The sequence below is a fragment of the Leptolyngbya sp. FACHB-321 genome, from assembly GCF_014695975.1.
Taxonomy (GTDB): domain Bacteria; phylum Cyanobacteriota; class Cyanobacteriia; order Leptolyngbyales; family Leptolyngbyaceae; genus Stenomitos.
In genome coordinates, this window is sequence record NZ_JACJPI010000058.1 from 24,377 (window position 1) to 37,823 (window position 13,447).

Sequence of the window (13,447 nt, forward strand, 5' to 3'; positions counted from 1 at the left end):
TACAAGCAGCAACATTAAGCTAACTATAACGACAGGTGCATGGATCTAAAAATTACAAAGGCACGGCTACCGGGACGATCGCACCAATGGGATCTAACGATTGATAATGGCACTATCATCACCATTGCGCCATCGATTGCTACTCCCGCAGAGACAACGCTTGATGCCCAAGGCGGGCTTGTCATTCCTGGCTTAGTAGACGCACACATTCATCTCGACAAAGCCTTTTTGCTCGATCGCGTGCAGTGGCAGACGGGTACTTTTACCGAAGCACTGCAAGAAACTGCTAACGCCAAGCGATCGTTCACGGTTGCTGATATCCAAGCCAGAGCACGACGGGTCATTGAGCAAGCGATCGCCTTTGGCACAACTGCTATGCGATCGCACGTAGAAGTTGATCCCATGATCCAACTGACCGGTATCAAAGCACTGCTGCCCTTACGTCAAGACTATGCGTGGGGCTTAACGCTTCAGCTTGCTGTCTTCGCGCAAGAAGGGATTACAAATCAGCCTGGTACTGAGGCTCTGTTGCGACAGGCGATGGCGTTGGGTGCTGATGTCATTGGGTCTGCACCGTATGTCGATCCTGACCCAGAGCAGAATATTCGTATCGTGTTTGACATCGCTCAGGATTTCAACTGTGATGTCGACTTTCACCTAGATTTTTTGGACGATGATGCTCCCTTGCTCTTACCTGTCGTGATTGCTGAAACGCAGAAACGGGGCTGGCATGGACGGGTTTGTCTGGGGCATATGGCCAGGCTCGCTGGCTTAACACCAGGAGAGTTGGAGACGATCGCCGCTGACACTGCCGCCGCAGGCATTTCAATTCTGGCGCTTCCGGCTACAGACCTTTACATGATGGCTCGTCACGATACGCACAACGTCCGTCGGGGCGTTGCCCCTGCCCATCTATTGACTGCGTTAGGGGTTAACACAGGTTTAGCAACTAATAACGTACAAAACTTGTTTACGCCCTTTGGCGATGGCGATTTGCTCAAGATGTGTACCCTTTTGGCGCAAGTGCTGCATCTTAATACGGCTGCCAGCCATGAACTCTGTTTGGCAATGGCAACCACGCAGGCAGCACAGGCAATTGGTCTTTCAAACCACAGTCTTGCTCCTGGCAACGCTGCTGATCTAGTGATGCTTAATGCGACCTCAGTGACCGAAGCGATCGGTGCTGCACCTACTCAACGCACCGTCATTAAAAAGGGGCGTATTGTGGCTCAAAGTCATTGCCAGCAAACGTTTTTTGCTTCGTGATTGTGCCCATTGATCACCGCAGAAGGTTTGGAGCGTCTGATTGCACGTCTGGATCAGGCAATATTTCAGCATCCAAAGAAGGCGAGGAAGCCGTAGGTGATGGAACTGTTGTGGGTGAAACAGTTGCTTCAGCGTCCACAATCGCCGCTTCTACTACATCTGAGACCGATGGAGTTGCCGCAACACGATCGCTCTCTAGCTTAAGGACTGCAACATCAAGGGCCGCTGGATCTACGGCTGCTGGCGCTGGCTCAACATCTGGCGTGCGAAACTGCTTTCTCACGTAAACAGGCTTGCTCTCACGTTTTGCAGTTAGCCCTTTAAAGGCACCCTGCACTTGCTTGCCGATCGCCGTAATCGGGCTTTCCCCTGGCTGTATCTTGCTGCTCGGTACCGACACTTTGGTCGGCGCGATCGTCTGTGGTGTCTTTACTGCAGGCGTCTGTATCCTAGCCTGACTCGCATTTGCAAAGTCTGCTGGTGTCAGGGGCACATACGCTTGCGAATCAACCGTCGGTGGTGATGGTGGGGTCGTGTTGGTAGACGTTGCTACCAATGCCCCAGCCCAGGCTGCAAGTTTCGCAAACTGTTTGCCGATCGACTTGGCAAGCGGCGCAACTAACTCAGCACTGGAGATGCTTTCCCATGCCTTTGCCACCATTGACTGCCACTCTGCTGCTGTCGGCACGGCTGTTTGCTGGTCTCGAGGTGCAACCTGTCGCCGCAACACTAGCGTCTGCCAGCCCAGCCAGCCTAGTAGTGCCACACTCGTTGTCTGTCCCAGAAGCACGCCACCCGTTATGCGTCCTGCACAAACCCACAACACCAGCGCGTAAAACATCCCCAAGCCGCTCCAGAGGAAATCATTCTTGCGATGCACCTCTGGGAAAAAAAATGCCGCCATATAGAGAGCAACGCTGCTCAAACCAACGACCAGTGCCAAAACGTATGCCAGCATATGGCTGCCCCCAATTGCGCCAACAACTACTTATAAATCTATTCTGTCAGGGTGCGCTAAAGTTTTCGTGGCGTTGCTGCTTGAACGCAGGAATTTCAGTAGGGGCGATCGACTGTTTACTCTTAAGGTTGATCTTGAAAGTACCGATTCCTCAAGTCATTCAGCAATATCGTTTGCAGTAATAAGGACGTTATACGTCCTCCTGCACCGTCAAATGCATGACAGCTTAAGATTCTCTTCCAGGCTAACCTAAGATGTTCGAGCTACCCTGAAGGGGAATTGGACAGCCCAAGCAAATTGCAGAGTTAAGCAGAGAATCTTATGGCACAAAGCTTTGGTGTAATTGGTCTCGCGGTTATGGGCGAGAACCTGGCGCTAAACGTCGAGCGTAACGGGTTTCCTATCGCCGTCTACAACCGTAGCCGCGAGAAGACAGATGCCTTTATGGCGCAACGAGCAACAGGCAAGAATGTCGTAGCGGCTTACTCTCTAGAGGAATTCGTAGCGGCATTGGAGCGTCCCCGCAAAATTTTGATCATGGTGAAGGCAGGTGGTCCTGTCGATGCCACGATCGAGCAACTGAAGCCCCTCCTGGATGAGGGCGATATTCTGATTGACGGTGGCAACTCTTTATTTACAGATACGCAGCGCCGCGCTAAAGATTTGGAGTCAGCCAAATTTACCTTCATTGGCATGGGGGTCAGTGGTGGTGAAGAAGGCGCACTCAACGGTCCTAGCATGATGCCTGGCGGGACAAAGCAGGCGTATGACTACCTGGAACCTATCCTGACTAAAATTGCTGCGCAGGTTGATGATGGTCCCTGTGTTACCTACATTGGTCCTGGTGGCGCAGGTCACTACGTCAAAATGGTGCATAACGGCATTGAGTACGGCGATATGCAGCTCATTGCCGAAGCCTATGACCTTTTGAAGAGTGTACTGGGTCTCAACTCAGAGCAACTGCATGAAGTCTTCGCCGAATGGAATACCACGGACGAACTCAATTCCTACCTGATTGAGATCACGGCAGATATTTTCACAAAGGCTGATCCTGATACTGACACTCCGCTAGTTGAGCTAATTTTGGATGCGGCGGGTCAAAAGGGCACCGGACGTTGGACTGTGTCAGATGCGCTGGAACTGGGTGTATCAATCCCCACCATTATTGCAGCCGTCAATGCTCGCATCATTTCGTCCTATAAGGAAGAGCGCGTGGAGGCATCAAAACTGTTGCCTGGTCCAACTGCAACCTTTGAGGGTGACACCAAAGCCTTTGTGACAAAGGTAAAAGATGCGCTCTACTGTTCCAAAATGTGCTCTTACGCTCAGGGTATGGCGCTGCTTAGCAAAGCTTCAGAAACCTATGGGTTCGAGTTGGATTTGGGTGAATGTGCCCGGATCTGGAAAGGCGGCTGCATCATTCGCGCTGGCTTCCTGAACAAGATTAAGCAAGCGTTTGATGAAAACCCATCTCTACCTAATTTGCTGCTGGCTCCTGAGTTTAGACAAACGATCCTGGATCGTCAGGAAGCCTGGAGAGAAGTGATTGCGACCGCTGCCAAAGTTGGCATTCCGGTGCCCGCCTTTAGTGCGTCGCTGGACTACTTTGATAGCTACCGACGCGATCGCCTGCCGCAAAACTTGACCCAGGCACAGCGCGATTACTTCGGCGCACACACCTACCTGCGTACCGATAAGGAGGGCGTTTTCCATACAGAATGGATGAAGCCTGATGAATCGATTCAATTGCCAACGCCGGATACGGTTTTGGTAGACCAGCACCAGCCTACTCAAGCAGACGTTCAGAAGCAAGAAGCAGAAACGCTCAGCTAGCTTGCTTATACGAGCAGCTAAGCTAAATAGTAAGAACGGTGCGTTTTGATTAATCAAGCGCACCGTTTTTGTGTTGAGTCAATTCTCTGTCTCACTCGATCGGCTCACAGCACCTAGCCCTTGCTGCTTACTTCCAACGATGGGCATGCATGGGGCGAAAGGCGTAAGTAGCGCAAACATTCTTCTGGTTGAAGCTGACGCAGGGTACGATCGCGCGCAAGGTGCAGCAGTTCTTCCCAGGTTGCAGCCCAGAGACGTAGTTGCCCACTTTTACTTAGACTGGCAACATAACGACCGTCTGGGCTAAAGAAGGCTTGTTGAATCGGTTCTGCTGTGCTGCCTAATTCAGCAGGGCGTAGTAAGGCTTGCTCTGTACCTGTCTTTGCATCCCATAGGCGGATCGTGCCATCCGCACTGGCGGTCACTAATCTTGTTGCATCCGGACTAAACTCTGCATCAAGCACTGCGCCTCGATGCCCGGTCATAATGACCTGAGAGACGCCTGTCCTGGCATTCAGAATCCTGGCGGTGCCGTCCCAACTGGCAATAGCGACCAAGTGTCCATTGGGGCTAAAGCGAGCGCTACTGACGACATCCCGGTGATAAAGCGTGGTCAGGAGTTGACCAGAGGCTACGTGCCAAAGGCGGGCGGTGCGATCGCGGCTGGCGCTTACTACACGCTGACCATCAGCACTAAACTGTACTTGCTCAATGGTAGCGGCGTGCCCCTGCAACTGCTGCTTTAGTTTGCCAGACGGTACATCCCATAGAGTAATGACGCGATCGTCGCTCACGCCCAAAAGCGTTTGATTATCAGGACTGAAGGCAAGCTGATAGATTGTTTTAAGGCGATGCGGTTGAGCTTGATTGGTTGAGCCAGCGGCATTAACGCTACCGAGTTTGTTTGCATCCAAGCGACGCACCCGCTGAAGTGATTGGTCTGGTTGCCGTTGCCAAACTTCTACAGTGCCACTGGTATGAGCGATCGCTATCCACTGTGTATCAGCGCTAAAGGCAACGGCTGTAAGCTTTGCACTAGTTGGGATGCCGCTTGGTCGCTTAGGGGTGTGCTGGTAGGCAACGTGAGGTGTTGCAACAACTGAGGCAAGACCGTTTGAAGCATCGTGAGCGTTAGCTGCTTGTAGCACCTGCCTTTGTAGCAGCGGCTTGAATGCAGTAGACGACTCTGCGGTTGCCAGATTATTTGCAGCTACAGTTACAGGTGTGGCTAATGGGTCTGAAAACAGCCTGCCTGATGGCGCGATCGCAGGCTCAGGGACTTTTAGCGCCAACATTGAGGCTCCAAAGAAGCGCCGGAAATCGAACCTCATGTTCGTTAAACGGGCTGGACTCCATAAGGGGGCGGCTGACTCAGAAGCAATACGCGCCTTGTCTGAGACTGCTGCTGGCTTTGTGGGGTTCCAGGTATTAATAGTGCCATCGATCGCTACGGTTACGATGCCACCAAACCCTTCAAGTGGTGAAACCTCTGGTGTTTGTGACCTAAAGCTGGCATGTGCGATCGTGGCTGTGTTGAGTGGAAGCATGGACACAGCCCCCGGCAAGCGACCGAATGCTGCCCACAGCCTTTGCCCATTCGTTGTATTCAGTGTGGGAAACTCGCTGCCCATCTCGGTTGCCCACAAACGTGTAGAACCATCAGTGCTAGCAGTGGCAATCAGAGAGCCATTGCGGCTAAACTGCACTGTCTCAATTGCGCCTGAGTGCCCCTTCAAGCTACCAATCAACTGTCCTGTGGAAAGATCCCACAGTCGCGCAACAGGGATTGTGTCTTCGTCGCCCACAAGGTGATCAGCCATCACTAGCTGACGGCTATTAGGGCTAAAGGCGAGACTGTTAGCAGCTCTTGGATAAGGACCCGATCCTGGCGATCGGTCAGTTTGCCCAGCTAGATTAGCGTTGTTCAACTCACTGGATCGCTCCAACTGTTGCCATAGTTGACCAGAATTAACATTCCAAAGTCGGACGCAGCTAGCATCAACAGTGGCTAGCAATTGCCCATTTGGGCTAAACATGACCTGTTTCAGGGGTTGCACAGCCTGCTCAAACGAGCGTAAACTACTGCCTTGCATTGGCATGGTGCTACTAGCTGCTGTCAAGATCTGGCGCAACTGCCCGGTATTAACTCGCCAGAGGTATGCGCTACCGTCGTCAGCGGCAGTGGCGATTAACTTCCCATTGGGGCTAAACGTAGCATTACGCACCCGAGCATCATGGCGCAGCAGTTTGTGGCGTTGCCAGGAGCTTACCTGCCAGGGGTGTCTCTGCCAGAGTTGGGCATTGTTGCCACTAGTGGTCAACAGCGCTCGGTTGCTGGGGCTAGCGGTCAAACTGTTAATAGGAGCCGCATGACGGAGCGTTGCTTGCGGTTGCCCACTCCTGGCATCCCACACCCGTACCTCGTTGCCTGCACTTGCTGCCAGCCAATCACCTTTGGGGCTAAATGTTATCTGCTGCACAGGTTTTAGCAAACCGTTTAATGTGAGCAGCCGTTTACCCGATGCCACTGACCAAAGCTGAATAGCCGCAGAATTTTGGGCGATCGCGGCTAGCTGCGTTCCATCTGGGCTAAACGCGATCGCAACGATCGCCGTAGCCGTTGGCGCATTCGGAGTAGCGATCGCCGTCGCAGCTAACGGGTTTTCCGCATCACGCCAGGAAAAAACCTTCTCGATCACTTGGGTCTCCAGCGACCAGAGCCGAATTGTGCCATCCGCTCCAGCCGTAGCAAGCTGACGTTGATTAGGGCTAAAAATAGCCTGGTGAACAGCGCCGCGATGCCCCTGTAGGCTGACCTGTAACCGCAGTTTTTGTAGCGCAGTACGCAGGCTTGCCTGCGCTTCGTAGGTATACCCTCCTTTCTCGGCAGCAAGGCGGCTAATGAGTAGTGCTGTTGTAGGGTCACCATCTGGTTCTTGCAAAATGGCTTGCGCGACGGCTGCCTGCTGTCGTGCAGTGGCAATCTGAAGCTGGTAATCTTTTTCGGCTTGGCTGTTGACGACTGCCCGGTACTGGCTAAAGGTGACAACCAGTGCCACAAGTAACGTACAGGGCACAGCCAGTTGCAGTAACCGTCGTTCTTTTTGTGCGCGCCGGTTTTCCTCACGGCTTACGGCTATATAACGTTGTGCAAGTGCCGATAGCTCATCAGGATAGGCAATCACATAATCCTCGGCATCGGTGAGGCGATCGCCATGTAGCAAATATTCGGGCGATCGCGACTGTTGTAAGGCGTACCATTCTTTGGCAGCTTGCTCCATGCGTCGCTGCCGCTGAAGTAATTCTCGATTTTCGTCCAGCCATGTGCGTAGCAGCGTCCAATTCCGAATCAGTGCTTCGTGTGCGACATCAACCGTTTCTTGAGTGTCGCTACTGTTAATTACAGAGGTGGAGGCATCTGAGAGCTTGCTCACTGATCGCTGCGTCAGGCTAGCAATATCGAAATTGGTACTGTTGCTAAAAAGAATGGATGGGGCGCGATCGTCTGACAGTTCCTGTGAGCATTTACCCCGGCGCATTTGGGCAAAACGCAACGCTGTAGACACATTATTAAATTCTTGTATCACCCTGCGTTGGCTGGTGCCGACGCAAAGCACGCGATTGGTAACAACTAGCTTGGCAGCAACCAGTTTCTCCAGCACTTGCTCAATCAACGCCGCCGGAAACCAGGGGCTAATAAGTTCAGATTTAGAAATACGACGGCGGGTATCCTCGGTGCCATCGCCAATTTGTGTTAGCGCGATGAAAATCCGCTTGGCAACGCGCTGTTCCTCTGGCGTAAGGCTATAGAAAAGATCATCTGCCCGCTTCTGCAATGTGCCTCGAACGCCGCCTAATTCGTTGTAGGCATCCAGCGTTAGGTGAGCGGCTCCACCCTCTGGGTCAAGTTGCCGCCGTTGCCAAAGTTCTAGTAGCGTGTACTGCAAGAGGGGCAGTTCTCCTGGTGCACCCACTACATCCAGCAAAATGTTGTAAATCAGGTTGGGTTCACAGATAATGCCTGCTTTCTCCGCCGGTTTGACGATCGAGGCTTTAATTTGCTGATAGGTAAGGGGCGTCACCGTGATCAAATTTTGCTCGATTTGCTTTGCCAGACCGTTGTAAAGCGAATACTTACCAAAAAAATCTGCCCGCAACACCACAACGACGCTGAAGCAATCATTCAATTCGCGTAAAGCCGTGATGAGACTATGAAAAAAGTTCAGGCGATCGCGCTCTGCTTGCAGTCCCTGGCAGAGTGTAAACACTTCCTCAAACTGGTCAATGATCAGCAAGAGCCGGGAATTTCTGCCGTGTTTGGCAGACATTAAACTGGCGCGAATCAGGTGAGACAACCCGGTACCGCCATCCCGGAGCAAGGTTTCTGCTCGTCGCAATTGTTCAGCACGATCGACCGCTGAATCTTTAGGGTTTACAAATGCAGTTGCCAGACTTTTGAGCGGTTGTTCTGTCGGGCTAATCAGTTGGATGCGCCAGCGATCGCTCCCCGAAAACTTCTTGCCCTGACGCAAGGTGTGGATCAACCCCGCTCGCACCAGTGAAGATTTACCGCTACCAGACGCACCGACCACAGCAGCAAAGTTTCCAGTTCTGAGCTTCTCAATGAGCTGATCGGTCAGTTCTTCGCGTCCAAAATAGTAGTCAGCGTGTGCTTCATCAAAAAACTCTAGACCCCGATAGGGACAAACATCCTGGACAAGCTCGGTTTTAACGCTCGTTGGTGCACCTTGACCGCGTGTAAGAAGGATTTCACTGCCAGAGTTTTCAAACAGGGGCTGCTGCATCTCCCGCTTGAGCGCATTACTAACCCAATCGGTCAGTGCATAGTTAGTGACCGTGCCATTCGCAACGCGAGTTGGATCAAGACCCTCTAATAGTGCTTGTGTAAAAACACTGTACTTACCAATCATGGATTCGTAAGCAGCTTCATACTCCCGTGATGCCGCCATAAAGAGGCGATCGGTACCGGAACGGGCACCTGGATCAGCTTCTAAAAAGTTGAGCAGTTCACCACTATGGCAGCAGTCTAGCAGCACAATCCGTTGTCGTACGGGGCTTTCTTGCAGCAGTCGCCGTAGCCAAAAGAGCGAAAGACCATAAAAGCCAGCGTTGGGGTTTGCGTCACTGGTCGCTAAAAAACCTTCCTGTACCCCTGCATCTTTTTGCAGCCCATGACCCGAAAAGTAAAAGAGTGCCGTTTGCGGAACGTTAGTGCCCTTGGGCTTAAAGAGCTTAATGAGTGCGGCTTCTAGTTCCGCTACTGTCACCTGGGTTTTAAAGCCAATTCTTGATTGCCCCGCCTGCACAATTTCCGGCATCCGTGCGACCCGAAAATCTCCATCTGTTTGCAGCCGTTGTGCGATCGCCTCCGCATCATGGGAGGGCGCATTTAAACTTGGCAAACACTGATAGGTACTAATTCCAACAACTAGAGCGTCACGTGACATAGTGTAAACCTTCCCCACAGCTTTTCAATGAGGCTAAATGATGCGCTTAATCGTCTTTAGCAATATTCCAAATACGCGCTTCTAAAAAAGTTAAAGGCATCATCAGGGCACACACACGACACACACTAAAAACGTATACAAAGAATGTTGATTGCTCTTTTAGAAGCCCAACAAACGATGTTTCGAGCAAGAAAATTATTAACTGTATAGTATGGATGAAATAGCATCAGCTAAATGGCTGATTTTTTATCTCATCAATAGCAACGAGCATGAAAAGTCCAGCGTACACACAGCTTTGGCGTTGGAAGCTGAAGACGCTCTAGACCTTAAAAGCGGTTCATTAAGTTAAACGTAGTGATTTTTTTGCTTTTTGTAAAAGGGGTAACACCCCTAAGGGTGATTTTTTTAGGATTTACACATATGGCCTAAGACGATGTCTCTAGACTTGCTTCAACGACTATTTTTTTGAGCAATGAATATGTTTGGATTCCTAAGGCACAAAAAATCTAATAACAAAGTTTTGTTTGATTAAGCAACAGCAATACACAACTGTAAGGACCGTAAAATTACGGGTTAAACGTTTCGCTTTAGTTGAAATTACTGAGTCAGTAATGAGTTAAGTAGATAGTAGTAACACTGATAGAGTTTATAAAATAAATCCCTTGATAGGCGAAAAATACTGGTTTCTCAAGGTGCCCACCAGCAAACGTTTCCGTAGTTAGCGGTGTTTAACGGCGCTAGTTGCTCATGTTGACGGCTAGCCTCTGACCTCACGGACTTGCAGACGCTCGCGATGCACCTAGACTCTCAGCTAAGAGATGCACCCCGACTCTCAGCTAAGAATAGTGGTATCTAGGTCACAGTTAGCTGTATTACGTAGCAGTATGATTTTTGAGTGCGGCTATCAGTAGCTCTGTAGCTAGTTGCCAGCAGGAATTCGGGCGCTTTTGTCAGAATCTTGCTCTCTAGCTGCTAGTCCTGTTGCTAAACCTGCCTCTATGGGTACTTTGTTTGGTAGAAATCTCCTTAGCAGTATGATGCTTCGACGGTTTTTCCTTTATTGGATACAGCGCTGACACATGAAACGAATTTTGCTGGCGGCAGCGTTTGCGCTGGGATTACTGCTGGTGTTACTGCCAGCCGCCGTTCGGGGCGAATGGTCATCGCGATCGCAGACGGCGATCATCTCTGCGGAGCGATCGCTCGACGCTAACGCTGGTAAAACAGGTACTCAACCAGCGATCAACGCAAAGACCCTTGCTCAAGCTCAATCCGACGAAGATGAGACTGCGCCAGCACCGTCAAACCTAATGCCGTTTGAGCAAGCGACCAAGGGAACCGAGCGGCTCAATGGGCTGTTTACGCTGTATCGCGATCGAGCAGGCGGCAACCTTTATGCTGAAATCAAGCCTGAGCAACTGAATGTCAACTACCTCTGCACCATCACCATGGAATCGGGGATTGGGCAAGGTGGGATCTACAGCGGGCTACCACTCAAAGATTTCTTATTCAACTTTCGTCGCGTTGGCAACAAGCTTCAGTTTGTGGTGCCCAACGTTTTTTTTCGGACTCGTCCGGGCGATCCACTCCAGCGATCGATTAAGCGTTCTTTTAGCGATTCTGTGTTGCAGGCACTCACAATTCGCAGCATTCATCCCCAGCGTAAAAGCCTGCTCATTGATCTAAAGCCACTGTTCCTCAGCGATCTACCTCAACTAAGCCAGTTTTTGGCAGATATGCTTGGCTCAACCTACAACGTGGAAGCAGGCAAAGCGTCCTTCGGTCCAGTGCAAGTGTTTCCGCTGAATGTGGAATTGGAGTCTGATTATGGCATTACGGGTGCGATGGGAGGAGAACCACCACCCTTTTTGTCAGCCTTGCCAGATAGCAATACGTTTAACCTGCGGGTGCGCTACAGTCTGTCGCAGCTACCTGCAAACCATGACTACCGCCCTCGGTTGGCAGACGATCGCGTCGGTTATTTTATCTCGGCGTACCAAGACTTTTCGGACGATTCGCCGAGAGAGCCATTTGTCCGCTACATCCAGCGGTGGCATTTGAAGAAAAAAGACCCTGACGCTCTGCTTTCGCTGCCTGAGAAACCGATCGTCTTCTGGATTGAAAATACAGTGCCGTTGGAATATCGAGAGGCGGTGCGAGACGGTGTTTTGATGTGGAATAAAGCGTTCGAGCAGGCAGGTTTTAAGGACGCGATCGAAGTGCGCCAGATGCCTGACAATGCTACGTGGAACCCTGCGGACGTGCGATACAACACCATTCGCTGGCTCAGTTCCTTTGATGCCGACTTTGCTGGCATGGGACCGGTACGGGTCAATCCGCTCACAGGCGAGATTTTGGATGCTGATATTTTGATTGATGCTAACTTTGCACGGTATCTCAAGCGGACATATCAGACCTTCTCGCAGTCGCAGCAATCGCAGTCAGCACAAAAGCCCTTAACGAGTCGTTCCAGACTCTGCGGTGACGGGATGGCAACTCCCCTCTCGAAGTCAATGTCGGCACCCGCCTTAAAGTCTCGACGGATGCTGCAACGATTGGGTAATTACGACCTGTGCTACGGCGCAGAAGCGTCACGGCAGTTGACGATCGGTGCCATGTCGCTCTCAATGTTGCACAGTGCAGCACCCGGCAGTAACGCGATGAAGCAGTTTGTGCAGTCCTATTTGCGATCGCTCATTGCCCATGAAGTCGGACACACACTGGGACTACGCCACAACTTCCGAGGCAGTGCCATGTTGTCGCCCGCCGAGCTAAACAACACTACAATCACGCATCAGAACGGTTTAGTGTCATCCGTAATGGACTACAGCGCTATAAATCTTGCACCCCAGGGCACGCCTCAGGGTGATTACTTTACACAGACGGTTGGTCCTTACGATGAGTGGGCAATCGCCTACGGTTATACCCCCAGCAACGCCCTGGTACCGCAAGCCGAAATGCGTCTATTGGACAAGATTGCTGGACGTGCCCCTGAACCGGCGCTGGCCTATGCCACGGATGAAGATATTTATGCTGGGCTAGACCCACTGGCGACTCCTTTTGACCTCAGTGGGGATCTGTTGACCTACGCACCGTGGCAGATGGAGAATGCTCTCAAAATGTGGCAAACGCTTGATCAAAGCTCTCCTACAAAAGGCGAAAGCTTTAGCGACGTGCGGCAGAAGTTCGATGAAATTTTCTACTATTACTTCCAATACTCCAGGTTCTTAACCACGTATGTGGGTGGGCAAGCCTTTAATCGCTTTCGGAGCGGCGATGTGGCAGGACGGCTGCCCTTTGAGCCGGTCCCCGCTGAACAGCAGCGCCAAGCATTAGCATTGCTGCAAACCCACGTCTTTGATGCCAATAAATTTCGGTTTTCCCCTGCCTTCTTAAACAAGCTCGCTCCGTCACGCTGGGAACATTGGGGCGAAGAAGCACAGATGGATTCACTTGATTACCCGATTCACGATCGCATCCTTTCCCTACAAGCGAGGGTGCTGTATGACCTGCTGAACACCGATCGTCTGTCCCGACTGCGCGATGCTGACCTCAAGACACATGGGCAGTCCTTCGCCTTGCCAGAGCTGTTCGGCACTCTGCAAACTGCTATCTGGGGTGAAATGTTTAAGCCAGAGGAAAAACTGCAACTCTCTAGCCTACGGCGAGGCTTACAGCGTGAGCATTTGAAAGCGTTGACCAATATGGTATTGCGTACTGCTGATGTGCCTGATGATGCTCGCACTTTGGCATGGTATGAACTGAAGCAGCTCGCCAATGCGCTCGATCATATGTTGAAGCGGCAGGGCAGAGACGCAAACATTGAGACAAGAGCCTATCTAGAGGAAACGCGCGATCGCCTTGCCAAAATCTTGGATGCCAAACTGCAAACCCAATGATTGGACAAACGCGATTAGGATAA

General features: G+C 51.4%; 5 protein-coding genes. 3 read left to right on the top strand and 2 right to left on the bottom strand.

The genetic code is table 11. The features are described 5' to 3' along the window. Window positions 1–39 precede the first annotated feature (39 nt). Window positions 40–1,266, top strand: coding sequence for an amidohydrolase family protein (locus tag H6F76_RS10960; RefSeq protein WP_190508154.1), 1,227 nt, complete (start codon window positions 40–42; stop codon window positions 1,264–1,266). 13 nt (window positions 1,267–1,279) lie between these two features. On the opposite strand, the gene H6F76_RS10965 is transcribed toward H6F76_RS10960, so the two are convergent. Continuing rightward, window positions 1,280–2,224, bottom strand: a complete 945-nt coding sequence (locus H6F76_RS10965) for a Ycf66 family protein (protein ID WP_190508156.1) — start codon at window positions 2,222–2,224, stop codon at window positions 1,280–1,282. A gap of 321 nt (window positions 2,225–2,545) precedes the next feature. Between H6F76_RS10965 and gndA the strand changes: the two genes are divergently transcribed. Continuing rightward, a complete protein-coding gene (gndA, locus tag H6F76_RS10970) occupies window positions 2,546–4,057 on the top strand; it encodes an NADP-dependent phosphogluconate dehydrogenase (RefSeq protein ID WP_190450286.1) in 1,512 nt (503 codons plus the stop codon). 113 nt (window positions 4,058–4,170) lie between these two features. Here gndA and H6F76_RS10975 read toward each other — a convergent pair whose 3' ends face one another. Further along, a complete protein-coding gene (locus H6F76_RS10975) occupies window positions 4,171–9,525 on the bottom strand; it encodes a caspase family protein (protein WP_190508159.1) in 5,355 nt (1,784 codons plus the stop codon). A 1,079-nt stretch (window positions 9,526–10,604) separates the two neighbouring features. Between H6F76_RS10975 and H6F76_RS10980 the strand changes: the two genes are divergently transcribed. Beyond that, window positions 10,605–13,424 carry a zinc-dependent metalloprotease gene (locus tag H6F76_RS10980; RefSeq protein ID WP_190508161.1) on the top strand — a complete coding sequence of 940 codons (2,820 nt, stop codon included), beginning with the start codon at window positions 10,605–10,607 and terminating at the stop codon, window positions 13,422–13,424. The last annotated feature ends 23 nt before the right edge of the window (window positions 13,425–13,447 follow it).